Source organism: Mycobacterium sp. IS-3022, assembly GCF_001500065.1.
Classification (GTDB): Bacteria; Actinomycetota; Actinomycetes; order Mycobacteriales; family Mycobacteriaceae; genus Mycobacterium.
On the sequence record NZ_LQIN01000049.1, the window covers coordinates 35321 to 61601 of the forward strand.

At 68.2% G+C, this 26281-nt stretch carries 27 protein-coding genes; 12 read left to right on the forward strand and 15 right to left on the reverse strand.

The window, feature by feature from the left end:
- Nucleotides 1-81 precede the first annotated feature (81 nt).
- From AU188_RS21735 to AU188_RS21760, 6 genes are all read right to left on the reverse strand, one after another.
- Nucleotides 82-1884 (reverse strand): acetyl-CoA carboxylase biotin carboxylase subunit, encoded by a 1803-nt coding sequence (locus AU188_RS21735; protein ID WP_059165553.1) that lies wholly within the window; start codon nucleotides 1882-1884, stop codon nucleotides 82-84.
- A gap of 123 nt (nucleotides 1885-2007) precedes the next feature.
- Nucleotides 2008-2421, reverse strand: coding sequence for a SufE family protein (locus AU188_RS21740; protein ID WP_059165554.1), 414 nt, complete (start codon nucleotides 2419-2421; stop codon nucleotides 2008-2010).
- The gene (locus AU188_RS21745) at nucleotides 2418-3314 is read right to left on the reverse strand and encodes a sulfurtransferase (RefSeq protein WP_059165555.1); all 897 of its coding nucleotides are present in this window, start codon (nucleotides 3312-3314) and stop codon (nucleotides 2418-2420) included. Before AU188_RS21745 ends, AU188_RS21740 begins: the two co-directional genes overlap by 4 nt.
- Before the next feature lie 9 nt (nucleotides 3315-3323).
- Nucleotides 3324-3965 carry a Maf family protein gene (locus AU188_RS21750; RefSeq protein WP_059165556.1) on the reverse strand — a complete coding sequence of 214 codons (642 nt, stop codon included), beginning with the start codon at nucleotides 3963-3965 and terminating at the stop codon, nucleotides 3324-3326.
- Nucleotides 3962-4231 (reverse strand): acyl-CoA carboxylase epsilon subunit, encoded by a 270-nt coding sequence (locus tag AU188_RS21755; protein WP_059165557.1) that lies wholly within the window; start codon nucleotides 4229-4231, stop codon nucleotides 3962-3964. The genes AU188_RS21750 and AU188_RS21755 overlap by 4 nt, the downstream gene beginning before the upstream one ends.
- A complete protein-coding gene (locus AU188_RS21760; RefSeq protein ID WP_059165558.1) occupies nucleotides 4228-5868 on the reverse strand; it encodes an acyl-CoA carboxylase subunit beta in 1641 nt (546 codons plus the stop codon). The genes AU188_RS21755 and AU188_RS21760 overlap by 4 nt, the downstream gene beginning before the upstream one ends.
- 142 nt (nucleotides 5869-6010) lie before the next feature.
- On the opposite strand from AU188_RS21760, the gene AU188_RS21765 reads away from it, so the two are divergent.
- Both AU188_RS21765 and AU188_RS21770 read left to right on the forward strand, forming a co-directional pair.
- Nucleotides 6011-6823: a biotin--[acetyl-CoA-carboxylase] ligase gene (locus AU188_RS21765; RefSeq protein WP_059165559.1), complete on the forward strand. Its 813-nt coding sequence runs from the start codon at nucleotides 6011-6013 to the stop codon at nucleotides 6821-6823.
- A 10-nt stretch (nucleotides 6824-6833) separates the two neighbouring features.
- Nucleotides 6834-7352, forward strand: coding sequence for a PH domain-containing protein (locus AU188_RS21770; RefSeq protein WP_059165560.1), 519 nt, complete (start codon nucleotides 6834-6836; stop codon nucleotides 7350-7352).
- Here the strand turns inward: AU188_RS21770 and AU188_RS21775 are convergent.
- The gene (locus AU188_RS21775; protein WP_059165561.1) at nucleotides 7307-7990 is read right to left on the reverse strand and encodes a GtrA family protein; all 684 of its coding nucleotides are present in this window, start codon (nucleotides 7988-7990) and stop codon (nucleotides 7307-7309) included. The genes AU188_RS21770 and AU188_RS21775 overlap by 46 nt on opposite strands.
- Nucleotides 7991-8093: 103 nt before the next feature.
- On the opposite strand from AU188_RS21775, the gene AU188_RS21780 reads away from it, so the two are divergent.
- From AU188_RS21780 to AU188_RS21790, 3 genes are read left to right on the forward strand one after another with little or no spacing between them, the layout of a single operon-like run.
- Nucleotides 8094-9320 (forward strand): 5-(carboxyamino)imidazole ribonucleotide synthase, encoded by a 1227-nt coding sequence (locus AU188_RS21780; RefSeq protein ID WP_286137618.1) that lies wholly within the window; start codon nucleotides 8094-8096, stop codon nucleotides 9318-9320.
- Nucleotides 9307-9852: a 5-(carboxyamino)imidazole ribonucleotide mutase gene (gene purE, locus AU188_RS21785; protein ID WP_059165562.1), complete on the forward strand. Its 546-nt coding sequence runs from the start codon at nucleotides 9307-9309 to the stop codon at nucleotides 9850-9852. The genes AU188_RS21780 and purE overlap by 14 nt, the downstream gene beginning before the upstream one ends.
- Nucleotides 9853-9911: 59 nt before the next feature.
- Entirely contained in the window at nucleotides 9912-11075 is a 1164-nt protein-coding gene (locus AU188_RS21790) for an acyl-CoA dehydrogenase (protein ID WP_059165563.1), read from the forward strand.
- Nucleotides 11076-11079: 4 nt separating this feature from the next.
- On the opposite strand, the gene AU188_RS21795 is transcribed toward AU188_RS21790, so the two are convergent.
- Both AU188_RS21795 and AU188_RS21800 read right to left on the reverse strand, forming a co-directional pair.
- Nucleotides 11080-11796: a TIGR03089 family protein gene (locus AU188_RS21795; protein WP_156426773.1), complete on the reverse strand. Its 717-nt coding sequence runs from the start codon at nucleotides 11794-11796 to the stop codon at nucleotides 11080-11082.
- Nucleotide 11797: 1 nt separating this feature from the next.
- On the reverse strand, nucleotides 11798-13264 hold the full coding sequence (locus AU188_RS21800; RefSeq protein WP_059165564.1) for an LCP family protein: 1467 nt from the start codon (nucleotides 13262-13264) through the stop codon (nucleotides 11798-11800).
- Nucleotides 13265-13497: 233 nt separating this feature from the next.
- Here AU188_RS21800 and AU188_RS21805 point away from each other — a divergent pair, with 233 nt between their 5' ends.
- Nucleotides 13498-14382 (forward strand): glycosyltransferase family 2 protein, encoded by an 885-nt coding sequence (locus AU188_RS21805; protein WP_059165565.1) that lies wholly within the window; start codon nucleotides 13498-13500, stop codon nucleotides 14380-14382.
- Between the two features lies 1 nt (nucleotide 14383).
- Nucleotides 14384-15460 (forward strand): mannose-1-phosphate guanylyltransferase, encoded by a 1077-nt coding sequence (manB, locus tag AU188_RS21810; RefSeq protein ID WP_172799569.1) that lies wholly within the window; start codon nucleotides 14384-14386, stop codon nucleotides 15458-15460.
- A 1-nt stretch (nucleotide 15461) separates the two neighbouring features.
- On the opposite strand, the gene AU188_RS21815 is transcribed toward manB, so the two are convergent.
- The 3 genes from AU188_RS21815 to cofD are packed head-to-tail and all read right to left on the reverse strand — an operon-like array spanning nucleotide 15462 to nucleotide 18360.
- Complete coding sequence (locus AU188_RS21815) at nucleotides 15462-16001, reverse strand: NUDIX hydrolase (protein WP_059165566.1); 540 nt, start codon at nucleotides 15999-16001, stop codon at nucleotides 15462-15464.
- Nucleotides 15998-17344: a coenzyme F420-0:L-glutamate ligase gene (locus AU188_RS21820; protein WP_059165567.1), complete on the reverse strand. Its 1347-nt coding sequence runs from the start codon at nucleotides 17342-17344 to the stop codon at nucleotides 15998-16000. Before AU188_RS21820 ends, AU188_RS21815 begins: the two co-directional genes overlap by 4 nt.
- The gene (gene cofD, locus AU188_RS21825) at nucleotides 17341-18360 is read right to left on the reverse strand and encodes a 2-phospho-L-lactate transferase (RefSeq protein ID WP_059165568.1); all 1020 of its coding nucleotides are present in this window, start codon (nucleotides 18358-18360) and stop codon (nucleotides 17341-17343) included. Before cofD ends, AU188_RS21820 begins: the two co-directional genes overlap by 4 nt.
- A gap of 458 nt (nucleotides 18361-18818) precedes the next feature.
- Here cofD and AU188_RS21830 point away from each other — a divergent pair, with 458 nt between their 5' ends.
- Complete coding sequence (locus AU188_RS21830; protein ID WP_231740286.1) at nucleotides 18819-19079, forward strand: WhiB family transcriptional regulator; 261 nt, start codon at nucleotides 18819-18821, stop codon at nucleotides 19077-19079.
- A gap of 9 nt (nucleotides 19080-19088) precedes the next feature.
- Here AU188_RS21830 and AU188_RS21835 read toward each other — a convergent pair whose 3' ends face one another.
- Complete coding sequence (locus tag AU188_RS21835) at nucleotides 19089-19511, reverse strand: metallopeptidase family protein (protein ID WP_059165720.1); 423 nt, start codon at nucleotides 19509-19511, stop codon at nucleotides 19089-19091.
- Nucleotides 19512-19667: 156 nt separating this feature from the next.
- On the opposite strand from AU188_RS21835, the gene AU188_RS21840 reads away from it, so the two are divergent.
- The 4 genes from AU188_RS21840 (at nucleotide 19668) to manA (ending at nucleotide 23886) form a co-directional block, all read left to right on the forward strand.
- A complete protein-coding gene (locus tag AU188_RS21840) occupies nucleotides 19668-20087 on the forward strand; it encodes a DUF3499 domain-containing protein (protein WP_059165570.1) in 420 nt (139 codons plus the stop codon).
- Between the two features lie 64 nt (nucleotides 20088-20151).
- Nucleotides 20152-21549: a phosphomannomutase/phosphoglucomutase gene (locus AU188_RS21845; protein ID WP_059165571.1), complete on the forward strand. Its 1398-nt coding sequence runs from the start codon at nucleotides 20152-20154 to the stop codon at nucleotides 21547-21549.
- On the forward strand, nucleotides 21546-22655 hold the full coding sequence (locus tag AU188_RS21850) for a hypothetical protein (RefSeq protein WP_059165572.1): 1110 nt from the start codon (nucleotides 21546-21548) through the stop codon (nucleotides 22653-22655). Before AU188_RS21845 ends, AU188_RS21850 begins: the two co-directional genes overlap by 4 nt.
- A 4-nt stretch (nucleotides 22656-22659) precedes the next feature.
- Entirely contained in the window at nucleotides 22660-23886 is a 1227-nt protein-coding gene (manA, locus tag AU188_RS21855; RefSeq protein WP_059165573.1) for a mannose-6-phosphate isomerase, class I, read from the forward strand.
- 7 nt (nucleotides 23887-23893) lie between these two features.
- Here the strand turns inward: manA and AU188_RS21860 are convergent, their stop codons facing one another.
- On the reverse strand, nucleotides 23894-24853 hold the full coding sequence (locus AU188_RS21860) for a DUF808 domain-containing protein (RefSeq protein WP_059165574.1): 960 nt from the start codon (nucleotides 24851-24853) through the stop codon (nucleotides 23894-23896).
- A gap of 54 nt (nucleotides 24854-24907) precedes the next feature.
- Nucleotides 24908-26278 carry an FAD-dependent oxidoreductase gene (locus AU188_RS21865; protein ID WP_059165575.1) on the reverse strand — a complete coding sequence of 457 codons (1371 nt, stop codon included), beginning with the start codon at nucleotides 26276-26278 and terminating at the stop codon, nucleotides 24908-24910.
- Between the last annotated feature and the right edge of the window lie 3 nt (nucleotides 26279-26281).

The window sequence follows — 26281 nt, forward strand, 5'->3', positions numbered from 1 at the left end:
CCCATCTAGCGCGAGCAGACACGAAGTGACCCAAAATTGCCGCTTTTCAGGACACTTCGCGTCTGCTCGGCGGGATTGTCCTTACTTGATCTCGGCCAGCACCGTGCCCTGGGTGATGGCGGCGCCGGGCTCGACGGCCAGGCCGGTGACGGTGCCGTCCTTGTGCGCGGTGACGGGGTTTTCCATCTTCATCGCCTCGAGCACCACGACGAGGTCGCCGGCGGAGACCTGCTGTCCCTCCTCGACGGCGACCTTGACCACCGTACCCTGCATCGGCGCGGTCACCGCGTCGCCGGACGCGGCCGCTCCGCCGCCCCCGCCGCGCTTGCGCGCCTTGGGCTTCTTACGAACAACACTGCCGGCATTTCCGCTTACAGCGCCGCCGCCGCCGAGCGCCAGGTCACCGGGCAGCGACACCTCGAGGCGCCGGCCGCCGACCTCCACGACAACGGTCTGCCGTGGGACGGTGTCCTCTTCCTCGATCGGGTCGCCACCGGTGAACGGTTCGATGGAGTTGTCCCACTCGGTCTCGATCCAGCGGGTGTGCACCGTGAAGCCGTTGTCGTCGCCGATGAAGGCGGGATCGGACACCACGGCGCGGTGGAACGGGATGACCGTGGCCAGGCCCTCGACGGTGAACTCGTCGAGCGCGCGACGCGAACGCTCCAGGGCCTCTTGGCGATTCGCGCCGGTGACGATCAGCTTGGCCAGCATCGAGTCGAACTGACCGCCGATCACCGAACCGGTCTCCACGCCGGAGTCCAGGCGGATACCGGGGCCCTGCGGGGCCTCGAACTTCGTCACCGGACCCGGTGCCGGCAGGAAGCCGCGTCCGGCGTCCTCGCCGTTGATGCGGAACTCGATGGAGTGCCCGCGCGGCGTCGGATCCTCGGTGATGTCGAGCGGTTCGCCGTTGGCGATGCGGAACTGCTGGCGCACCAGGTCGATGCCCGAGGTCTCCTCGGTCACCGGGTGCTCGACCTGCAGGCGGGTGTTGACCTCGAGGAACGAGATCAGGCCGTCCTGGCCGACGAGGTACTCGACGGTGCCGGCGCCGTAGTATCCGGACTCCTTGCAGATGCGCTTGGCCGACTCGTGGATCTCCTTGCGCTGCGCGTCGGTGAGAAATGGCGCGGGCGCCTCCTCGACCAGTTTCTGGAAGCGGCGCTGCAGCGAGCAGTCCCGGGTGCCGGCGACGACGACGTTGCCGTGCTGGTCGGCGATCACCTGCGCCTCGACGTGTCGGGGCTTGTCCAGATAGCGCTCGACGAAGCACTCACCGCGGCCGAACGCCGCGACCGCCTCGCGGACCGCCGATTCGTACAGTTCGGGGATCTCCTCGATGGTGCGGGCCACCTTCATACCGCGGCCGCCGCCGCCGAAGGCGGCCTTGATCGCGATCGGCACGCCGTACTCCTCGGCGAACGCGACGACCTCGTCGGCGTTCTTGACCGGATCCGGTGTGCCCGGCACCAGCGGAGCCTTGGCGCGCGCGGCGATGTGGCGCGCGGTGACCTTGTCGCCGAGGTCGCGGATGGACTGCGGGCTGGGCCCGATCCAGATCAGGCCCGCGTCGATGACCGCCTGTGCGAAATCGGCGTTCTCGGAGAGGAACCCGTAGCCCGGGTGCACCGCGTTGGCACCGGACTTCTCGGCGGCGTCGAGCAGCTTCTCGAAGACCAGATAGGACTCCGCCGACGTCTGGCCGCCGAGGGCGAAAGCCTCGTCGGCGAGCCGGACGTGAGGGGCGTCGGCGTCGGGTTCGGCGTACACGGCCACGCTCTGCAGCCCCGCATCCTTGGCGGCCCTGATCACCCGAACCGCGATCTCCCCGCGATTGGCGACCAGCACCTTGGAGATCTTCGAGCTGGCGTGACTTGCCACTGCGCCTCCTGACGGCATGTTCTCTAAGAAACGTCTTTAGGAATGTAACCCGGGAAAGTTTAAGGGGCGTAGCCGAGGGCTCGGCGAGGCGGTCCCTTACCGGTCGGTAACTGAAGAAATCGGTCAGCGGAGCCGGTTCTTGATGCGCGTGAGCATCGCGGACATACCGCGCAGCCGCAGCGGGCTGATCAGCGCCGCGAGGCCCAGCTCGGAGTAGAAGTCGTCGGGCACACCGAGGATTTCCTCGGCCGTGAGATCGTCCAGCCCGGTCGCCAGAATCGCGGCGAAACCGCGGGTCGTGGGGGCTTCGGCGGGCGCGCTGAAAAACAGCCGGACGTGTTCGCGGTCGTCCGCGTCGACATGCAGGAACAGCGGGGACTGGCACTCGGGCACCGGCTCCATCGCGGCCTCTTCGAGGTCGGCGGGCAGCGGCGGCAGCTCGTTGGCGAACTCCAGCAGCAGTTGCAGCTTGTCCTGGCCCTGGACCTCTTTGAAGTCCGAGACCACCTCGGCCAGCGCGGCCGGCATCGCGGTCATGAGGAGCCCGGGGCCTCCCCTGGTTCGGGTCCGACGGCCACCGGAACCCGTACCGCGTTGCCCCACTCGGTCCACGAGCCGTCGTAGTTGCGCACGCCCGGCAGGCCGAGCAGGTGGGTCAGCACGAACCAGGTGTGGCTCGAGCGTTCGCCGATGCGGCAGTACACGATCGTCTTGTCGTCGGGGGTCAGAAAGCCGTACAGCTCCTCGAGTTCGGGGCGACTGCGGAACCGGCCGCTGTCGTCGGCGGCCTTGGCCCACGGGATGGAACGCGCGGTGGGCACGTGGCCGCCCCGCAGGGCACCCTCCTCGGGGTAGTCGGGCATGTGGGTGCGCTCGCCGGTGTACTCCTGCGGGGAGCGGACGTCGATCAGCGGCGCGGCGCCGAGCGAGCCGAGCACGTCGTCCTTGAACGCGCGGATCGGCGCGTCGTCGCGCTCGACGACGGGGTAGCCGGTGGACTGCTTGTTCGGCACATCGAGGGTGGTCTCACGGCCGTCGGAGATCCACAGGTCGCGCCCGCCGTTGAGCAGGCGGACGTCGGGATGGCCGAACAGCGTGAACACCCACAGGGCGTATGCCGCCCACCAGTTGCTCTTGTCGCCGTAGATCACCACGGTGTCGTCGCGGGAGATGCCCTTGCGGTTCATCAACTCGGCGAACTGCGCGCCGGTGATGTAGTCGCGCACGTTGGGATCATTGAGGTCGGTGTGCCAGTCGACCTTGACGGCGCCGGGGATGTGCCCGGTGTCGTAGAGCAGCACGTCCTCGTCCGACTCGACGATCGCCAGCCCGGGACGGCCGAGGTTCGCCGACAACCAGTCGGCGGTCACCAGCCGTTCTGGGTGGGCGTATGACTGCAGGGCGGGGTCTGGATCGGCAGGCAATGGCACACCGCAAGCCTACTCAGGCCGATTCGCCTGCCAAAGCTCGGCAAGGGACAGGCCGGCGTCCCCGATCAGCCTGCGGACGAGCGGTAGTCCGATGCCGATCACGGAGGACGGATCGCCGTCCACCCCGTCGACGAACCAGCCGCCCAGCCCGTCGAGCGTGAATCCGCCCGCCACCGCGGTCGGCTCGCCGCTGCCGATGTAGTACTCGAGATCGCGCGGCGACGGCACCCCGAAACGGACCGTGGTGGCCGCCGACTCGGCAACCCGGTGCTGGACGACGTTGTCGCGCAACCGGACCACGCAATGCCCGGTGTACAGCTGCCCGGAGCTGCCCGCCATCCGCTTCCAGCCGGCCAACGCCGCGTCCGGTGCCGGTGGCTTGCCCAGCAGCTCCCCGTCGAAGTAGAGCATCGAGTCACACCCGATCACGACGCAATCCGCGGCGACCGCGGGCTCGAGGCCGTCGAGCACCGCGTCAGCTTTCGCCGCCGCCAGCGCGACCGTCACCTCGGCGGGGGTGGCAGCGGGGTGCAGGCCGGCGGCGACGGCATCCTCGTCGACGCCGGACACGATGACGAGAGGATCGATCCCGGCCTGCCGCAACACCTTTCGGCGACCGGGCGACGCGGACGCGAGGACTACCCGCGTCACCGTCGGCGCATGTGTGTCCGTTCCACGAGCGTCACCCGCTGCCAGCTGAACGGCGTGTAGCGCAGCCGGTCGACCGGATGACCCCAGAGGTTCTCCTCCTGCTCGCGCGGCTCGCCGGGGACGCTCGAGGCGGCGGCCAGCACGGCCATCAGCGCGGCCATCTCCTCGTCCGTCGGCTCACCCCTGACGACCTGGAGGTGCGCCTCGTGATCGGTGAGCACCTCGTTCGGCCCGCTCACAGGAGCCTCATTGTTCGCCCCGCTCACAGGGGGATGTTCCCGTGCTTCTTCGGCGGCACCTGCGCGATCTTGCGTTCCAGCAGGCGTAGCGCGGTCGCGACGTAGCCGCGGGTGTGCGACGGCGGGATGACCGCGTCGACGTAGCCGCGTTCGGCCGCGATGTAGGGGTTGACCAGAGTGTCCTCGTACTCCTGCTGGAGTTGCAGCCGCAGCGCGTCGACGTCCTCGCCGCTCTTGGCGGCCTCCTTGAGCTTCGAGCGGTAGACGAAACCGACGGCGCCCGAAGCGCCCATCACGGCGATCTGCGCGGTCGGCCAGGCCACGTTGACGTCGGCGCCCATCTCCTTGGAGCCCATCACGCAGTAGGCGCCGCCGTAGGCCTTGCGGGTGATCACCGTGATCTTGGCGACCGTGGCTTCGCCGTAGGCGTAGAGCAGCTTGGCGCCGCGCCGGATGATGCCGTTGTACTCCTGATCGGTGCCTGGCAGGAAGCCCGGCACGTCGACCAGCATCACGATGGGGACGTTGAAGCAGTCGCAGGTTCGCACGAACCGGGCCGCCTTCTCGGAGGCGTTGATGTCGAGGCAGCCCGCGAACTGCGTCGGCTGGTTGGCCACGATGCCCACCGGGCGCCCCTCGATGCGGCCGAACCCGACGATGATGTTCTGCGCGTAACCGGCCTGCACCTCGAGGAACTCGTCGTCGTCCAGCATGCGAACGATGACCTCGTGCATGTCGTAGGGCTGGTTCGGCGAATCCGGAATCAGCGTGTCCAGCTCGAGGTCCTCTTCGGTGAGGTTCTCCTCGATGGCGCCCTCGGGCGCCGACGCGGGATAGCGCGGCGGGTCGGCCCGGTTGTTGGACGGCAAGTACGACAGCAGTTCGCGGACGTAGTCGAACGCGTCCTGCTCGCCGGAGGCCACGTAATGCGCCAGCCCGGACTTCGCCATGTGCGTGTGCGCGCCGCCGAGCTCTTCCATCGTCACCTCTTCGCCGGTGACGGTCTTGATGACGTCCGGCCCGGTGATGAACATCTGGCTGGTCTGGTCGACCATGACGACGAAATCGGTGAGCGCGGGGGAGTAGACGTGACCACCGGCCGCGGCGCCCATGATGAGCGAGATCTGGGGGATGACGCCCGAGGCCCGGATGTTGTTGTGGAAGATGTTGCTGTACAGGCCGAGCGAGACGACGCCCTCCTGGATGCGCGCGCCCGCACCGTCGTTGATGCCGATCAGCGGCCGCCCGGTCTTGATCGCGAGTTCCTGCACCTTGACGATCTTCTCGCCGTAAACCTCGCCGAGGCTGCCGCCGAAGACGGTCGCGTCCTGGCTGAAGATGCACACTTCGCGACCGTCGATGGTGCCGTACCCGGTCACCACGCCGTCGCCCAGCGGCCGGTTGGCCTCCAGCCCGAAGTTCGTGCTGCGGTGCCGGGCCAGCGCGTCGAGCTCCACGAAGGAACCCTCGTCCAGCAGAGCCAGAATGCGCTCGCGAGCGGTGAGCTTGCCCTTGGCATGCGTCTTCTCGACCGCCTCCTCGCCGACCGGGTGCAGCGTCTCCTCGGCTCGCCTACGCAGATCGGCGAGCTTGCCCGCGGTGGTGTGGATGTCGATCTCGTGTTCGCCTGACGGCTCGGCCGACGGCTGTTGAACGGAGGTCATGGTCGTCGATGCTAACGAATGAGGCGCGCGGGACTGACGGCGCGTCCTTAAGGTCTCCTTAAGCTGCCTCGCGCACCGTGTGGAGAGCCGCCGGTGGTAGTAGTGAGGGCTCAACGAGTCTTCAGATGGGAGTCCGATTCCGATGACCGCTGAACGGGTTCCGCTCGACGTTGCGGCGTTGCGCGGCGACGTATTGCGCGGCTCGCCGGAATGGCGTCGTGTCGACGTGGTGGCCGAAACCGGATCGACGAACGCCGACCTGATCGCGCGCGCAGGACGCGGTGAGGACATCGCCGGAGCCGTGCTGATCGCCGAGAACCAGACCGCGGGCCGCGGTCGGCGCGGGCGAAGCTGGTCGGCGGTCCCATTCGCACAGATCACGATGTCGGTGGGCGTCGACGCGGCCGCGGTGCGCGGCGACGCGTGGGGGTTGCTGCCGCTGGCGACCGGGGTGGCCGTCGTCGACGCGGTCGCCGACGCCGGCGTGGATGCGGGCTTGAAGTGGCCCAACGATGTCCTGGCCGGCGGCGGCAAGCTGGCCGGCATCCTCGCCGAGGTCGCCGCCGCGGACCGGGCCGTGGTGATCGGTGTCGGGCTCAACGTCTCGCTGCGGGCCGACGAGGTGGGCATCGACGGGGTCACGTCGCTGGTCGACCTCGGCGTCGCGCACCCCGACCGGCAACGCCTGATCGGCCGGATACTGCACGAACTCGGTAGCCGGATCGATTCATGGCGGCGGGCCGGTGGTGTCGACGCCGACCTGATCGCCGCCTACCGGGCGCGGAGCCTGACACTCGGGATGACCGTACGCGCGCTGCTCCCCGGTGACCGTGAACTCGTCGGGGTTGCGCGTGGCATCGACGGCCAGGGCAGGCTCTTGCTCGACACCGACGGCGGGCCGACGACGGTGTCCGCGGGCGACATCGTCCACTTGCGAGCGGCCGAATCGCTCTAAGGTCATCGTCATGGGTTATCCCGACAATGTGCTCGCTGCCGATGAACAGGTCGTGCTGCACCGGCACCCGCATTGGAAGCGGCTGATCGGCCCGGTGGCGGTGCTGCTGCTGGCGACCGCGGCGGCCGCGGTACTCGCCGGCTACCTCAACACCCTCGACTGGGATCAGACCGCACGCAACGTCGTGCTGATCGTGATCGCCGTGATCTGGCTGGTGATCATCGGATGGTTGACGCTGTGGCCGTTCCTCAACTGGCTGACGACGCACTTCGTGATCACCGACCGCCGCGTGATGTTCCGCCACGGGCTGTTGACCCGGTCGGGAATCGACATCCCGCTGGCGCGGATCAACAGCGTCGAGTTCCGGCACGGCCTGCTCGACCGCGTTCTGCGCACGGGCACGCTGATCGTCGAGTCAGCGGCGCAGGATCCGCTCGCATTCGACGACATTCCGCGAGTGGAAAGAGTCCACTCGCTGCTGTATCACGAGGTCTTCGACACCCTGGGCTCGGACGAGTCGCCGAGCTGAGCCAGCCGCCTGGCGCGCCGCCGCGGCTTCAGCGGGGTGACGTTGCCGACCGCGTGCTCGGCGGCGGCGACCTCTTCGTGCTCGTGGACGTCCTCCATGGCCTCGGCGAGCCCGCCCGCGGTGAGCGACTCGACCGCCTTGTCCGGGTTGCGGCCGAACTCGTCGGGGAACACCCAGCGGCGGAACGCCCAGAACCGGAACGCCATCTGCAGCAGGTTGCCGATGATGTAGGCCGAGATGAAGTCGGCGATGTTCTCCACGGTCAGGCTGACCTCGGGCACCCGCAGCATCAGTACGTAGCTGGAGAACCACAGCGGCGCCATGCTCAGCAGCACGCCGACGCCGCTGAACCCGAAGAACAGCAGCGCCTCGTGGTGGCGCTCGCGACCGCCGCGGTCGCGGAAGCTCCACTCGCGATTGAGGATGTAGGACGCGATCACCGCGACGATGCCCGCGATGATCTTCGCCGTCACCGGCTTGGGCTCGAGCACCGTGAGCTTGAGCGTGTAGAAGACCGAGGTGTCGATGACGAACGTCGTCGCGCCGACGATCGCGAACTTGATCAGTTCGTGATGGCGCTCGAAGTACGGCCGGATCGGACTTGGCAGCCGTGCGATCGTCGCATCGGTAAAGGACACAACAGCGCAGTGTACGGAAATACTGCACGTTGCGCGTACCCGTGCAGCTCGCAGCCCGTACACGGCGACCAGCCCACCTGGGCGGTCATGACACCATTGGGGCGTGTCGCAGAACCCGAACGGACCCCCGGTGGTGGCCATGGTCGGCGGTGGACAGCTGGCCAGAATGACCCATCAGGCAGCCATAGCGCTCGGTCAGACGCTGCGTGTGCTCGCCGTCGACGCCGCCGACCCGGCCGCGCAGGTCAGCCCCGATGTGGTGTTGGGCGCGCACACCGATCTCGACGCGTTGCGCCGCGCAGCCGCGGGTGCCGCCGCGCTGACTTTCGACCATGAGCACGTACCTTCCGAACTGCTGGAGAAACTCGTCGCCGACGGCGTCAACGTGGCCCCGCCGCCATCGGCTTTGATCCATGCCCAGGACAAATTGGTGATGCGTCGCCGGCTCGAGGCGCTCGGTGCGCCGGTGCCGCGGTTCGCGGCGGTGAGTCAGCTTGCCGACGTCGACGCGTTCGCCGCGCGCGTCGGCGGCCCCGTGGTGGTCAAGACCGCGCGCGGCGGATACGACGGCCGCGGTGTGACGCTGGCCCGAGATGCGACCGACGCGCGCGACGCGGCGCATCGGTACCTGTCGAGCGGCGCCGAAGTGCTGATCGAGGAAAGGGTCGCGATGCGGCGCGAGCTGGCCGTGCTGGTGGCCCGCTCACCGTTCGGTCAGGGCGCGGCGTGGCCGGTGGTGGAGACCGTGCAGCGTGACGGCATCTGCGTGGAGGTCATCGCTCCGGCACCGCGGCTAGACGATGGGTTACGTTCTGCGGCAGGCCGACTCGGGCTTCAGCTGGCAGCGGAGCTCGGCGTGGTCGGCGTGCTCGCCGTCGAACTGTTCGAGACCGTGGACGGCGCGTTGCTCGTCAACGAGCTGGCGATGCGTCCGCACAATTCCGGGCACTGGACCATGGACGGCGCCCGTACGAGTCAGTTCGAACAACACCTGCGCGCAGTGCTGGACTATCCGCTCGGTGACACCGCGCCGATCGCACCGGTCACGGTGATGGCCAATATCCTTGGCGCACAGGACTCTCCGACGATGACGATGGACGAACGGCTGCATCACCTGTTCGCGAGGTTGCCGGAGGCCAAGGTGCATCTGTACGGGAAACAAGAGCGGCCCGGCCGCAAGATCGGGCACGTGAACGTACTCGGCGCCGCCACCGGCTCTGCCGATGACGACGCGTACGTCGCCGAAGTGCGGGAACGCGCTGTCAGGGCGGCACACTGGTTGTCGCATGCGGAATGGACGGACGGATGGGACGCACATGTCGGGCGATGAGCGCTTGCGTGAAGAGCAGACGGGAGGTGCCCCGACGCCGCGGGTCGGCCTGATCATGGGCAGCGACAGCGACTGGTCGGTGATGGAAGACGCTGCGCACGCCCTGGCCGAGTTCGGCGTGCCGTTCGAGGTCGGCGTCGTCTCCGCGCACCGCACCCCGGTCCGCATGCTCGAATACGCGCAGAGTGCGGCGGACCGCGGTATCGAGGTGATCATCGCCGGGGCCGGCGGCGCTGCGCACCTGCCCGGCATGGTGGCGTCGGCAACGCCGCTTCCGGTCATCGGCGTGCCGGTGCCCCTGGCCAAGCTGGACGGACTGGACTCGCTGCTGTCGATCGTGCAGATGCCCGCCGGCGTGCCGGTGGCCACGGTGTCGATCGGCGGGGCCCGCAACGCGGGGTTGCTGGCGGTGCGGATCCTGGGGGCGTCCGACGCCGCGCTGCGCGAACGGGTCGTGCAGTTCCAGGCCGACCTGCATGACACTGTCATGCAGAAGGATGCGGCGCTGCGGGACCGCCTGCTCGGGCAGTAGGCTGCCGGTGCCGTCGGAACCGCGAGGGTAAAGTTACCGGCGAGTAGCAAGGAGTTCCCATGGCCATCTCAAACCCGTCGTTCAACGCTTTCCAGCTTTCCGACGAGCACAGTGAACTGCGCGCGGTGCTCCGCGACCTGTGCGAAAAGGAGATCGCGCCTTACGCCGCCGATGTGGATGAGAAGGCGCGCTACACCGACGAGGCGCTGGCGGCGCTGACCGCTTCCGGGATGGCCGCCATTCACATCCCCGAGGAGTACGGCGGTCAGGGCGGCGATTCGGTCGCGGCGTGCATCGTGATCGAAGAGGTCGCGCGGGTGTGCGCGTCGTCGTCGCTGATCCCGATCTGCAACAAGCTGGGCACCATGGGGCTGCTGCTGCGTGGCAGTGAGGAACTCAAGAAGCAGGTGCTGCCCTCCATCGCCGCGGGCGAGGCGGTCGCGTCGTACGCGCTCTCGGAGCGCGAGGCCGGCAGCGACGCGGCGTCGATGCGGACGCGGGCGCGCCGCGAGGGCGACGAGTGGGTGCTCAACGGCGCCAAGTGCTGGATCTCCAACGGCGGACACTCGACGTGGTACACCGTGATGGCGGTGACCGACCCCGACAAGGGCGCCAACGGCATCTCGGCGTTCGTCGTGCACAAGGACGACCCCGGCTTCTCCATCGGTGCCAAGGAGAAGAAGATGGGCATCAAGGGCTCGCCCACCACCGAGTTGTACTTCGAAGACTGCCGCATCCCCGCCGACCGCATCATCGGCGACGAAGGCACGGGCTTCAAGACGGCGCTGGCGACGTTGGACCACACCCGGCCGACCATCGGCGCGCAGGCCGTGGGCATCGCGCAGGGTGCACTCGACGCTTCGATCGCCTATGTCAAGGAGCGCAAGCAGTTCGGCAAGCCGATAGGCGACTTCCAGGCGGTGCAGTTCATGATCGCGGACATGGCGATGAAGATCGAGGCCGCGCGCCTGATGGTCTACACCGCGGCCGCCCGCGCCGAACGGGGCGAGCCGGCACTCGGATTCATCTCGTCGGCCTCGAAGTGCTTCGCCTCCGACGTCGCGATGGAGGTCACCACCAACGCGGTGCAACTGTTCGGCGGCTACGGCTACACCATCGACTTTCCCGTCGAGCGGTTCATGCGCGATGCGAAGATCACCCAAATCTACGAGGGCACCAATCAGATTCAGCGCGTGGTGATGTCACGCGCCCTGCTCAAGTAGCCGATCAGCCCCTGGTCACCTTCTCCATCTGCCTGCGGCGGTCCAGCACGGTGGGGTCCGGGTTGGCCACCTGTACCAGTGAGGCGCCTGCGGCGAAGACCGCGAGAAGATGGTCGATGAGCTTGTCGGCGGTATCCCAGCCAGCGCTCGACAGCACCCGGTCGGTTCCGGTGAAGCCCTGCGTCGCGGCGGATTCCCGAGCGGCGGTGAGTAATTCGCCTACCGTGCGGCCGTCCAGCGCGGGGCCGGGAAGGGGTTCCGGTGAGATCTGGTCGCCGTGCACCCGCACGGCGGTGGCGTAGTCAATCACGCCGACGGGCAGGTCGGCCGCCGGCTTGCCGAACGGGTCCAGCGACAGCACCGCAACCTCGCCCATTCCGACCGCGGCGTCGGCCTCGCCCAACCGCTCCGCGGTGCACAACGCGATGTCGGCGGACATGTCGGGCTCGCCGCCGAGCACGACCTGCGCGCCGATCCACCAGATGCCGAACAGCACCGCGGCGGTTTGCCAGTGCGCGGGCAGCAGCACTGCCACGCGGGTCGACGGGCCTGCACCCAGCTCGTCGCGTAACAGGTTGGCGGTCTTGGCGGCCCAGTTCGCGAGCGTCGCGGTCGACAGCTCGATGCGTTCACCGGTTGCGTCGTCGTAGTAGGTGATACGCGGCCCGGCGGGGTCGGACGCCATGAGCGGATCGAGGATCGCCCCGCTGACCGTCGGCACGCTAATTGACGCACTCCGGATCGCTCGACCCTGCGGTCAGGATCGGCGAAGGGGGCGGTGAGGTCTCCGAACCGGTGGAACCGACGGCGACGGAATCGGCGGTCGTCAACAGCGGATCGGTGCCGTCCAAACCCGACCCGGGACCCGTGTAGTCGTCGGCCAGCACCACCCGCACGGAGCCGGGGGCCACCGAGGGATCCTCGACGACCGGTAGCCCGCCGAGGTCTTTCGAGACCGCTTGCGCGCCAAGGTCGTCTGTCTTGGCCGCGCGCACCTGGCTGCCGGCCACCGGTTCGTGGTTGCCGGTGGCGCCGGGCGTGAACCCCTTGTTGGTCAACACCTGTGACACCGCGGCGGCCAGACCGTTGACGTCGGTGGCGTTGACCACGTCGACGGTGGTCTTGTCGGGCGAGTAGGCGAGTTCCTCGGTCTTGCCTTCGTCCTGGTCGTGCAGCAATCCGTCGACCCAGCTCTTCACCTCGTCGGGATCCACCCGCACCACGCTTTGCATTCCGTCGTCGCTCCAGCCGTTCTCCTGCAGTACCGGGATGGTCGCGAACGCGACATTGCCCGCCGCGAGCTTCTGCAGCTGGTCGGCGAACTCCATGACATCCCAACCGTCGGAGAGCACCACCGAGCGTTGGACGGCCTGCTGCAACCGGTTCAGCGTGGCCGGGCTGGACAGCGTCTTGCTGGAGATCACGTCGTGCGCGAGCGACGCCATCACGGCCTGCTGACGTGTCACCCGGTCGAGGTCGCCGCGCGGCAGGTCGTGCCGCTGCCGAACGAAGCTCAACGCCTGCGGGCCGTTGAGCTTCTGCCAGCCCGCCGGAAAGTCAGCGCCCGAAAGAGGTTCGTACACGGCTTCTTTCAGACACACGGTGACACCGCCGAGGGCATCGGTGATCAACGCGAACCCGAGCAGGCCGATCTCGGCATAGTGGTCGACGGTGACGCCGGTGAGGTTGGCCACCGTCTTGATCAGGGCTTCGCGACCGGCTTCCGTCGCCTCCGGCTGGGCCTCCGCCGGATCCATGCCGTCCTGCTCGACGAGCTCGGTCATCTTCTCCAGGTGTTCGGAGCCGTACACGCCGTTGATCTTCATCTTGCCGATCCCCGGCGCCTCGACGTAGGAGTCGCGGGGAATCGAGATCGCGGTGGCGGACTTTCCGTTGTTGGGGATGCGGATCAGGATGATGGTGTCCGTGTTGGTGGCCTCGTCGTCGCCGGCCCGCAGGGTCGCCAGTTCCTCCTCGGACAGGGGGTTGCCGTGGGCGTCGGTCCGGCTGTCCATGCCGACGAGAAGTATGTCGATCGCGCCGTCCTCGCCGCCCTCGCCGAGCGCGATCGGCGAGATCTGGTTGATGCCGGATTCGAACGAGCGGATCTTGCCCCAGGCGACGCCCGTTCCCACCACGACGGCCAAGGCCGCGGACACGGCGATCACACGGAGCATTCGACCGGGCATCAGCTCAGGCTACTTGCGAACGGGCCGCAGACCGGGTAGCGCGGGTCGGCGTGCCAGACTCGTGACTGTGTCTTTCTGCAAGTCGGTCCCAATCGTCATCCCCCGCGCCGGCGGTATGGTCGGGCGGGTTCTGGCAGCTCAGACTCGCAACCGCGTCGTGAAGTGCGCTCGCGGCGGATCGACCCGACGGCCCGTTAACCTCTACGCCGTGAGCGCGGAACTGGTGGTGTCACGTGAGTGACGAATTGGTCATCGTCACGGTGACCTATTCACCGGGGCCGCATCTCGACCGGTTCCTCGCCTCGCTGTCGCATGCGACCGACCGGCCGGTGACCGTGATCATGGCCGACAACGGGTCGACCGACGGGGCGCCGGAGGAAGCGCTCGAGCGCTATCCCAATGCCCGGTTGCTGCGAACGGGAGGCAACCTCGGTTACGGCAGTGCCGTCAACCGCGCCGTCGACGAATACCTGAAGAATTCGGATTACTCCGACTATTTCGTGGTGGCGAACCCGGACGTGCAGTGGGGCCCACGCAGCATCGACATCCTGCTGGAGGCCGCTGCCCGGTGGCCGCGCGCCGGATCGCTGGGGCCGTTGATCCGCGACCCCGACGGTTCGGTGTATCCGTCGGCCCGACACCAGCCGAGCCTGGTGCGCGGGGGCATGCACGCGGTGGTGGGGCCGGTCTGGAAGTCCAACCCGTGGACCGCCGAGTACCGCCAGGAGCGAACCGAGCCCAGCGAACGTCCGGTCGGCTGGCTGTCGGGCTCGTGTCTGTTGCTACGGCGGTCGGCTTTCGAGGAGATCTCCGGGTTCGACGAGCGGTACTTCATGTACATGGAGGACGTCGACCTGGGTGATCGGCTACTGCGCGCCGGCTGGCAGAACGTGTACGTGCCGACCGCCGAGGTGTTGCACGACAAGGGTCATGCGACCGGCAGGGACCCCGCGCGCAACTTGGCCGCCCATCACACGAGCACCTACACTTTCCTGGCGGATCGGTATCCCAGGTGGTGGCAGGGTCCGCTGCGGTGGACGATCCGGAGCTCGCTCGCCGCACGCGCGGGTCTGGTGGTCCGCAATTCACGTCGCAGACGGGCGAAAGGACGGCGCTAGCGTGAACCCCGCACAAGTGGACGCCGTCATTCTGGTCGGCGGCCTGGGCACCCGCCTGCGGCCGTTGACGCTGTCGGCGCCCAAGCCGATGCTGCCGACGGCCGGATTGCCGTTCCTGACGCATCTGTTGTCGCGCATCGCCGACACGGGCATCGAACACGTGGTGCTGGGCACGTCATACAAGGCCGGGGTGTTCGAGGCGGAGTTCGGCGACGGGTCCAAGTTCGGCCTGCAAATCGAATACGTCGTCGAGACCGAACCGCTGGGCACCGGTGGCGGCATCGCGAACGTGGCCCCGATGCTGCGCCACGACACCGCGCTGGTCTTCAACGGCGATGTGCTGTCCGGAGCCGACCTGCGCGCCCTGCTCGACTACCACGACAGCAACGGCGCCGACCTGACGCTGCACCTGGTGCGCGTCGGTGACCCACGGGCGTTCGGTTGTGTGCCGACCGATTCCGACGGCATGGTCACCGCGTTCCTGGAGAAGACGCAGGACCCGCCGACCGACCAGATCAACGCGGGCTGTTACGTGTTCAAGCGCGAAGTCATCGAGCGCATCCCCACGGGCCGGGCGCTGTCGGTGGAACGCGAGGTGTTTCCGGGACTACTGTCCGACGGGCTTCGGGTGTGCGGCTACGTCGACGCCACGTACTGGCGCGACATGGGCACCCCAGAGGACTTCGTGCGGGGGTCGGCCGATCTGGTCCGCGGCATCGCGCCGTCGCCGGCGCTGGGCGGACACCGCGGCGAGAAACTGGTGCACGACGGCGCCAGCGTCGCACCGGGGGCCCTGTTGATCGGCGGCACCGTGGTCGGCCGCGGCGCCGAAATCGCCGGTGGCGCAAGGCTGGACGGAGCGGTCATCTTCGACGGCGCGCGCGTGGGAGCGGGTGCGGTGATCGAACGCTCGATCGTCGGCTTCGGCGCCCGCATCGGCCCGCGGGCCCTGATCCGCGACGGGGTGATCGGCGACGGCGCCGACATCGGCGCGCGCTGCGAACTGCTGCGCGGCGCACGCGTCTGGCCGGGGGTCACGATCCCCGACGGCGGCATCCGCTTCTCCACCGACGTCTGAGTCACCGCGAGCGTGTAGCCGCCGCCACCAGTTGGGTGAGGCCGAAGTCGCAGTCCTGGGGTAACGCGTCCAACGGCCACCAACGCAGATCCAACGACTCGTCGCTCGCGACGATCTCGGCGCCCGCCGGGGCGTGCACGATGAATTGCATGTCGAGGTGGCGGGTGGGCACGCCCAGCGAACAGACGACCGGATGAACATGCAACGCCGCCAGGGTCGGGTCGATCGTGAGCCCGTCGATGCCCGACTCCTCGGTGGCCTCCCTCAACGCGGCCGCGACGATGTCGGGGTCGGTGGCCTCGCAGTGCCCGCCGAGTTGCAGCCACCGCCCGAATCGCGGGTGCAGCGTGAGAAGAGCGTGCGTGCCGGTGTGGTCGACCACGAGCGCCGACCCGGTGACGTGTCCGGGCGCACACTCACGCAAGCATCCGTCGGGCCTGGCCGCCAGAAACGCCAGCACCGCGTGCCGCAGCGTGTCCTGTGCGGGATCGGGTGCCTGCCAACGGCAAAGCGCCTCGACCGCCGACGCGTGCAGGCTCACTTGCGCACCAACAGGCCGTCGGTCGGCACCGGCGCCCGCGGGCCCGACGGCGGCCCGTCGTCCGCATAGCCGATCGCGATTGCGCCCAACGGTTCCCAGTCGTCGGGCAGCCCGAGCTCGTCGCGGACCACATGCGGGGCGAATATCGTCGAGCCGATCCAGCAGCTGCCGACACCGCGCACGGCCAACGCCACCAGCAGCGCCTGCACCGCCGCACCGACCGCGACTGTGAACATCGTGTGCTCGGCGGCGGTACGGTCGACGTCGGGATAGCTGTGCGCGCCGTCGGGCACCAGGAACGGGATGACGACTTCCGGTGCGTCATAGAGGATCTGACCACGCGCGACACGCCGTTCGACGGCCTCGTCGGACCGGCCATCGGCCGACAGATCTTCGCGCCACTTGTCTTTCATCCGATCGAGCAGCGCCAAGCGCCTGTCACGATCCTGCAACCACACGAACCGCACCGGCCGGGTGTGGTGCGGTGCGGGCGCGGTGAGCGCCTCGGCGACAGCGGCTTCCACGAGCTCATGGGCTACGGGTTCAGCGGAGAACCGGCGCACCGACCGGCGCAGCAGCTGCGCCTGACTCCTGCCCAGCGCGATCGCTTCCCCGGTGCCCAACCAGAACAAGTCCTCCTCACCCGCCCGGACCAGCTTGCGCGCCGTCGAACCGTCGTCTGCAAGCGGCAGCCCCCGCAGCACCGCCACCGGGATGTCGGTCAGCTTGCCCTTCACCAGATCCGCGGCGGCAGCGATCTCGTCGGCGACCGCGATCTCGGTGACGATCAGCTCGTTGCCGTGCCGGTCGAGCGACCCCTCATACCCGTGCAACACGGTCAGGCCGGCGGCCCCGATGGCCACGTCGATCTGCCCGTTGCGCCATGCCCGGCCCATGGTGTCGGTGACGACGACGCCGACGGTCACGCCGAGGCGCTCACCCAGCGCGCTTCGCAGCGCGGCCGCGCTGGCGTCGGGATCGGTTGGCAACAGCGCGAGTTCGGCGGAGTCGACGTTGGATCCGTCGACTCCCGCGGCGGCCTGAACCAATCCGATCTTGTTCTCGGTGATCAGTGTGCGGCCCTTGCGGGCCAGCACGCGAACCGCCTCGGAGTCGATGAGCTTGCGGCGCAGGGCATCACGCTCTTCCGGATCGGCGGGGGCGTCGACGATGCGTCCCTCGCACTTCGACAGCACCTTGCTGGTCACCACCACGACGTCGTCGTCGCGCAGCCACGGTGCAGCGTCTGCGATCGCCGCGGCGAGGTCGTCGCCGGGCCGGAACTCCGGCAACCCGGGCACCGGGAGCAGTTCGACGGCAGCGGCCGTTCCGTGTTCGGTCACGGCTTCACGCCCGCTAAATCCAGTCCGGCGCGCACCATTTCGCCTGTCGCCGCGGGGTCGGACATCAACAGCGGCACGGAGCGGACCTCGACACCGGCTATGTCGGCGTGGTCGTCCTCGTGCACCAGCCAGCCGTCGAGAATCCCGACGCCGGAGCGCGCGCCGTAGTGCCTGCCGACCGCCTCCGAGGTGCTCGGCACGCCGATCACCGACAGGCATTCGTCCGCCATGCCGCGCAACGGCTTTCCACCGATGATGGGGGAGTAGCCGATCACCGGTGCCGGTGTCGACCGCAGTGCACCGCGGATACCCGGCACGGCGAGGATCGCGCCGACGCTCACCACCGGGTTGGACGGCGCGACAAGGACGACATCGGCGGATTCGATCGCCTCGGCGACGCCGGGTCCCGCCGTGGCTTTATCGGCGCCGACGAAAGCGAAGCTGTGCGTGGGCACCTGCGCGCGGTACCGCACCCACCACTCCTGGAAGTGGATGGCGCGTTTCTCGCCGGCGTGCTCACCGGGTCCGGGATCGGTGATGACGACGTGGGTTTCGCTGCGGTCGTCGCTGGCCGGCAGCAGCGTCGCGCCCGGCGACCATCTCTTGCACAGCGCCTCGGTCACCTGCGACAGCGGGTACCCGGCGCGCAGCATCTGGCTGCGCACGAGGTGTGTCGCCAGATCCCGGTCGCCGAGCCCGAACCAGTCCGGTTGTACACCGTAAGCCGCGAGTTCCTCTTTGGCATGCCAGGTTTCGTTGCGATGTCCCCATCCCCGGTCCGGGTCGATACTGCCGCCGAGGGTGTACATGCACGTGTCGAGGTCGGGACAGATGCGAACCCCGAACATCCACGCGTCGTCACCGACGTTGACCACAGCCGTCAGTTCATGCTCTGTAGAATCATCAGTCACAGCAGTATCTTTCGTGACACCGAATTGCCCGAGCCCCAGCATGTGCTGCACGCCGAGCAGGAAGCGGGCGCCACCGACACCGCCGACGAGTACCGTGACCTTCACATCGACCGAGCGTAGGCCGTCCAAGCGAATTCGGTTCGCCCAGGAGTACCTCAGTCCTCGGGGGCCCGGGAGATTCGTGGAATGTGACAGACACGCCGAGGTAACGACTCGCCGCATTTCGATCACGGAATGGTATGAATTCCTGTTCTAACGCTTGACCGGGGAAGCTCACGCGTGTGTAATCACACCAGTGTCATTTCCCGGTAGGCCATCCGGTTCCGGTGCCGCAGACCGAGATTCGATCACTTGTTCGAATTGAATGGGTCCCACGTTCCGGTGGGGCGCTTATAGGGGATCAGCGAAACCAGGTGAGGAGGCCGAAGATGTCTTTTGAGTACGGCGATTTCGATCGTCTGATTCGGTTTGACAACCGATTCCTCGGCTCAGTAGACAGCGCCCCGCACGCCAATTCCGGACCGGCACCCGTTGAGACGCCGCGGCGTCCCCAGCTAAGTCTGGTGCCGGACCCGATTGACGTTGCGCCGGCGCTTACACCCGAAGACGATCTGTGGCAGGAGCGCGCGCTGTGCGCTCAGACCGACCCCGAGGCATTCTTTCCCGAGAAGGGTGGCTCGACGCGCGAAGCCAAACGAATCTGCCAGGGCTGCGAGGTGCGCGACGCGTGCCTGGAGTATGCGCTGGCGCACGACGAGCGCTTCGGCATCTGGGGCGGCCTGTCCGAACGCGAGCGTCGTCGGCTCAAGCGCGGAATCATCTGACCTGAACGGTCAATCGTCGTCGATCGTCGGGTCGATGACCGAAGGCTCGACGCCCAGGTACGTGGCGACCTGAGCCACCAGAATCTCATGCAGCAGCTCTTCGAGTTCGACAACATCCTTCGCCCGCCGCTCGATCGGCTTGCGGAACAATACGATTCGCGCCCGTGTGGCGTTACCCCGAACATCGACACCAGCCGGGATCAGCCGGGCCAGCGCAATAGGCCCGTCGGCGAGCACCTCCGGCGGCCATTGCACATTGTCGGGATCTTTCGGCGCGATGCGCGGTATCTCGTCGACCGCCACATCCAGCGCCGTCAGCCGGTCCTGCCAACGCCGTTCGATCGGCTCGTAAGCCTCGAGCACCGCCATGTCGAACCGCTCGGCGCGACTGCGCCAACCCGGCACCGTGGGAGGAAGTAACGGTCCGCGCATGTCGCGGCCCCGGCGCGAGCGCAGATGTTGCCGCTTGGCCACCGCCTCGGTGCTCCTCTCGTGCGGATGAACAAGATCGTAACGGTTCGAGATCGGCCGTCGGCGGGCTGCGCGTGTCCGGCGTCGTGCGGCGTGCGGCCACGATAGCCTTCCGCTGTGAACGTTCCCCGTCGCTGCTGCCGGCCCGGGTGCCCGCATTATGCGGTCGCGACGCTGACATTCGTCTACGCCGACTCCACTGCGGTGGTCGGGCCGCTGGCCACGGTGGCCGAACCGCACTCGTGGGACCTGTGCGTGGTGCATGCCGGTCGGGTCACCGCGCCGCGCGGCTGGGAACTGGTTCGGCATGCGGGCCCGCTGCCGTCGCATCCCGATGAGGACGACCTCGTCGCGCTCGCGGACGCGGTCCGCGAGGGTCGCGACCTCGCTCCGCCGGTCAACGGGATGGCGACCGGCTTCTCAGATCCGGTCACCGGCGCGCACGGCGGCTCCCTGATGGCGCCGCCGGCCAGGCGTCCGGAGTCCAACGGCCGTCGCCGGGGCCATCTGCGGGTGTTGCCCGACCCCACTGACTAGTTCACGTGTACGCGTTCACGGACGGTTAGGCTGGCGCCAGCAGTACCACGTCACAAGGAGTTCTATGTCACGGCCCGCCGCGGCTGTTCATCGCGTCATCAAGGCCTATGACGTGCGTGGCCTGGTCGGATCCGAACTCGATGAGCAGTTCGTCGCCGACGTCGGCGGTGCCTTCGCCCGTCTCATGCGCGACGGCGCGTCGCAGGTGGTGATCGGTTACGACATGCGGGCGAGTTCGCCGGCGCTGGCGGCGGCATTCGCCGAGGGCGTGACTGGGCAGGGCCTCGACGTAGTGCGGATCGGGCTCGCCTCGACTGATCAGTTGTACTTCGCATCGGGTCTGCTGGACTGCCCCGGCGCGATGTTCACCGCCAGCCACAACCCGTCCGCCTACAACGGCATCAAACTATGCCGTGCCGGTGCGAAACCGGTGGGCAAGGACACCGGCTTGTCGAGCATCGCCGAAGAGGTCATCGCCGGTGTCCCCGGCTACGACGGTGCGCACGGCAGCATCAGCGACCGCGACGTGTTGGGCGAATACGGCGAGTTTCTGCGTTCGCTGGTGAGCCTGGCGGAGTTGCGACCGCTGAAGGTCGCCGTCGACGCGGGGAACGGGATGGCCGGCCACACCGCTCCCGCGGTGCTGGGCCCGATCTCCGGGATCACGTTGTCGCCGCTGTACTTCGAGCTCGACGGGACCTTCCCGAACCACGAGGCCAACCCGCTGGACCCCGCCAACCTGGCCGATCTGCAGGAGTACGTCGTCCAATCCGGCGCCGACATCGGGCTGGCCTTCGACGGCGACGCCGACCGGTGTTTCGTCGTCGACGAGAAGGGGCATCCGGTGTCGCCGTCGGCGGTGACCGCGCTGGTGGCCGCACGCGAACTCGGTAGGGAGATCGGCGCCACGGTGATTCACAACCTGATCACCTCGCGGGCAGTGCCCGAGCTGGTGACCGAGCGGGGCGGTACGCCGGTGCGAAGCCGCGTCGGGCACTCCTACATCAAGGCGCTGATGGCCGACACCGGTGCGATCTTCGGCGGCGAACATTCGGCGCACTACTACTTCCGCGACTTCTGGGGTGCCGACTCCGGCATGCTGGCCGCGTTGCACGTGCTGGCCGCGCTGGGTGAGCAGGACCGGCCGTTGTCGGACTTCATGGCCGACTATCAGCGCTACGAAGCATCCGGGGAGATCAACTTCACGGTCACCGATGCCGAGCGATGTGTGGACGACGTGCTCAAGGCGTTCGGCTCGCGGATCCACTCGATCGACCACCTCGATGGGGTCACGGTCGACCTCGGTGGGGGGATTTGGTTCAACCTGCGCATGTCCAATACCGAACCGCTGCTGCGGCTCAACGTCGAAGCCCGCAGCACCGAGGAGGTCGACGCGATCGTCGGCGAAATCTCCAGGACGGTTCGCGCGCAGGTTCCTTCCCAATCCAAGGCCGCGACGTGACTGCCGGTCCGCCGTCCTCGGCAGCGGTGGTGAACCTCGACGACGTCGACGGTCTTCTCGCCGCCGACCGCGAGGGCCTGCTGCGCGCCGCTTCGACAGCCGGTGCCCAGGTGCGGGCCACCGCCTCCGCGCTGGACGAGGGAGAACTCGAATCGTTACGGGCCGACGGCCCGCCCCGCACGTTGATCTGGGTTGCCGGTCGCGGGAACTCCGAGACCGCGGGGGCGGTGCTGGCCGCGGCGTTCGGCGCGTCGGTGGCGGCACCGATCGTCGTCGCCGCGGAGGTGCCGCCGTGGATCGGTCCGTTGGACGTGCTGGTCGTCGCGGGCGACGATGCGGGGGATCCCGCGCTGGTGAACGCCGCCGCGACCGGGGTGCGACGCGGCGCGCGGGTGGTCGTCGCCGCGCCGTACGAAGGCCCGTTGCGTGACGTCGCGGCGGGCAGGGCCGTGGTGCTGGCGCCGCGCATCTGGGTGCCCGACGAATTCGGTCTGGTGCGCTACCTCGCCGTCGGGCTGGCGACGCTGAGCGTCGTCGATCCGGCCATGCACGTCGACCTGGCGGCGTTGGCCGACGAACTCGATGCCGAGGCGCTTCGCAACAGCGCCGCGCGCGAACTGTTCACCAATCCGGCCAAGACGCTGGCCGAGCAGATGTCGGACCGCGATGTCGTGCTGTCCGGTGACAGCGCGGCGACGCTCGCGGTGGCCCGGCACTGCGCCGCCGTTCTGCTGCGCGTCGCCCATCGAGTGGTCGCCGCGGTCGGCTTGGCCGACGCACTGGTGGCGCTGCGCGGCGGCATGGGGGCCACGTCGGCGAGCGACCGGGAACGGTCGATCTTCCACGACGAGCAGATCGACGGTCCGCTTCCACCGCGGGCGCGCACGTTCGTGCTGACCACCGACGCGGAGCGGCCGACCGTGCTCGCCCGAGCCGCGGATCTGGACGACGTCGACGTGATCAGCGCCCAGGACGTGCCCGAACTGCCCGAGGGAGCGGCCGTTCCGGATGCGTCGTCGGCGGCGGGACGTCTGGAACAACAGCTGGCGATGCTGGCCGTCCGGCTGGAAATGACCGCCGTGTACCTGAAACTAGTTCGAGGTTAGCCAAGTGCACCTGCTACGCGGAGCGGTGCGGACCTATGCCTGGGGTTCGCGCACCGACATTGCCGAGTTCACCGGAAGGGACTGTCCCACAGCGCATCCTGAAGCGGAATTGTGGTTCGGTGCGCACCCGGGCGATCCGGCCATGCTGGTGACCGAGGACGGCCAGCGTTCGCTGCTCGCGGCACTGCGTGACGATCCCGAGGGGCAGTTGGGTGCGGCGGTGTGTGCGCGGTTCGGTGACACGCTGCCCTTCCTGGTGAAGGTGCTGGCCGCAGACGAACCGCTGTCGCTGCAGGCGCACCCCAGCGCCGAACAGGCGCTGGAGGGTTTCGAGCGGGAGAACAGACTGGGCATTCCCGTGTCGGCGCCGAACCGCAATTACCGCGATCCCAGCCACAAGCCCGAATTGATCGTCGCCCTGAGCCAGTTCGAGGCGCTGGCGGGTTTCCGGCCGGCCGAGGGGAGCATCGAGTTGATGCGGGCGCTCGCGGTCACCGATCTCGATCCGTACGTCAACCTGCTTTCCGGCCAACCCGACGCCGGCGGACTACGCGCGTTGTTCACCACCTGGATCACCGCGCCGCAACCCGACCTCGACGTGCTGGTGCCCGCGGTGATCGACGGCGCCATTCACTATGTCCGTTCGGGCAGAAGAGAATTCGCGGCCGAGGCCAAGACGGTACTGGAACTCGGCGAACGATATCCCGGCGATGCGGGTGTGCTCGCCTCGTTGCTGCTCAACCGCATCACGTTGAAGCCGGGCGAAGGAATATATCTGCCCGCGGGCAACCTGCACACCTACCTCAACGGCGTCGGAGTGGAGGTGATGGCCAACTCCGACAACGTGTTACGCGGTGGGCTCACCCCCAAGCACGTCGACGTGCCGGAGTTGTTGCGTGTTCTCGACTTCACGCCCGCCGCCGACGTGGTGGTACGGCCCGAGGAGGTCGAGGACGGCATCGAGTCGGTGTACCGCACCCCGGCGCCGGAGTTCGCGGTGTCGGTGCTGCACATCGACGGGGACCGGACGGGCCACGAGATCGACGCGCCCACGCGACACGACGGTCCGCAGATCCTGTTGTGCACCGAGGGCTCGACCGTCGTGCACGCCAAGGGCGGCGTGGTCACGCTGAACAAGGGATCGGCGGCGTGGGTGTCGGCCGACGAGGGACCGATCCGGCTCGCCGCGACGCAGCCGACGAAACTGTTCCGCGCGACCGTCGGGATCTAGCGCGCGCTCAGTGCGGCGTGTCGTCCTTGGTGCGCCTGCCGAAGGGCAAAACATGCATGATCGCCACGATCACGGCGCCGACGGCCAATCCGATGACGGCCGACGCCGCGGTGTTGGTCAGCCATGCCAACACGCCGCCGGCGCCCCGCACGGCGTGGTGGATGAAGTCCTCCGCGTGGTGCACCAGCCCGTACGGAGCGTGCCAACCCACGTCGTCGGTCCCGACGAGCAGGATGTGACCGCCCACCCACAGCATCGCGACCGTCCCGATGGTCGACAGCGCCGCGAGCAGTTTGGGCATCCCCACGACCAGTCCGCGGCCCACCTTCTGTGCGAACGATGACGTGCGCTGGGTGAGGCGCAGTCCGATGTCGTCCATCTTCACGATCAGTCCGACGACACCGTAGACGGCAAGCGTGATGACGATCGCGACCACGATCAGGATGATCAACCTCGGCCAGAACCGTTCGCTGGCCACCTCGTTCAGCGCGATTACCATGATCTCGGCGGACAGGATGAAGTCGGTGCGGATCGCGCCCGCGGCCATCTGTTTCTCGGCGTCCACGCCGATGGCGGCGGTGGGGACGGCCTGCTGGTCGTGCCCGCCGTGTTTACTCAAGCGGCCCCACACCTTTTCGGCGCCCTCGTAGCACAGGTAGGTGGCGCCGACCATCAACAGGGGGGTGAGCAGCCACGGCGCGAACTGGCTGAGCAGCATGGCGGCCGGCAGGATGAACAGCAGCTTGTTGCGCAGCGATCCGATGGCGATCCGTTTGATGATCGGCAACTCGCGGTCGGCGGTGAGGCCGTGCACGTACTGCGGCGTCACCGCGGTGTCGTCGACAACCACCCCGGCGGCCTTGGCTGTCGCACGGCCCGCTGCCGCGCCGATGTCGTCGACCGATGCGGCCGCCATCCGCGCCAGCACCGCAACGTCGTCGAGAAGCCCGAACAGACCCGCGCTCATCGCGTCCTCGCCATGGCTACCAAATTACCGGGACGATCACCGCGCACCGGCCCCTCATGCCGATTGCGGGGCCCGAACCGGTTTCTCGGCAGCCCGTTTCTCGGCCAACCACAACCGCATGTTGTGGCGGATGGTGCGACCGACAAGCCGCGGCGACGGAACCATGTAGAGGCTGTCGAGCAGGCTGAACCGGCGCAGAAACCACTCGGCCAGAACGGGGTCGGTCTCTGCTGCGCCGAGGAACTGATCGAACAGCTCGCCCACCGGCTTGTACCACCATTTCGACTTGCCGGTCGCGTTGTGCAGGGTGAGGTCGCCGATGGCCGTCATCATCCAGACCGGCCAAGTCGTCTTCGCCGTGGCCTTCGCCAGTCGGCCCACGACATCGGCATCGCCCGACTCCAGCACCGTGCGCAGATTGCCGGCCTGGATGGCCGTCATGGTCATGCCTTGGCCGAAGGTCGGGTTGAAGCTGACGACGGCGTCGCCGAACGGGAAGATGCCCGCGGGGAAGCGCTCGAGGTCGTCGTAGCGACGCCAACGACTCGTCGGGTACCGGTGAAACGCCATCTCGCCCAGCGGCGTCCCTTGACGCAGCGCGGCAGACACGTGCGCGGGCAGGATCTCGTCGGCCAGGTCGAGGATCTGTGCGACGTTCTGCGGCGGCTGGACCTTTCCGACGCCGAAGGTCGTGACGTTCCAGTTGCCGTCCTCGTAGAACAGCATGCCGATGCCGAGCGGTTGTGCCCGCGAAGCTCCTGCGACCACAACCTTTTCGGCGAGCAGACCCTCGGGGACGTGGAACTGGTGGCTGGCGTAGCCGATTCCGACGTCGACGGTTTCCTCGGCCGGACGTTCGTAACCCCACTTTTCGAGCCATCCGGGCAGCCGGGTGCCGCGGCCGGTGGCATCGACGACGAGATCGGCGGCGACTGTCTGACCGGAGTCGAGCAGCACGCCGGTCACCCGTTCGCGCGCAGCATCGTGGGTGGGCTCGGTGACGGCGGCGTGCACGATCTCGACGTTGTCGATGTTCTTCACGCGCTTGCGGATCTGCCATTCCAGTTGTGGGCGGCTCGGTACGTAGGCGGTGAACTCGTTCCGCAGTCGGTGTGCGGTGCCCAGGACATGGCCGGCGGCGCCGAAGTGGATACAGTCCGGCCGGTTCTCCAGGATCGGCACACCGTCGGCCACCATGTCGGCGAGCAGGCCCGGGAAGAGCTTTTCGAACTCGTCGGCGCCGCGCGCCATCAACAGGTGGACATGGCGGCCCTGCGGTACCGCGGCGCGATTCGCCGGGCCGTCGGGCAGGTCGTCGCGCTCGTAAACCGTGACCCGCTCGCTGACGTCGGAGAGCACCCGCGCCGCACACAATCCCGCCAGGCTCCCCCCGATGACGGCGACGTGTTTATAACTCCGCCCCATCGG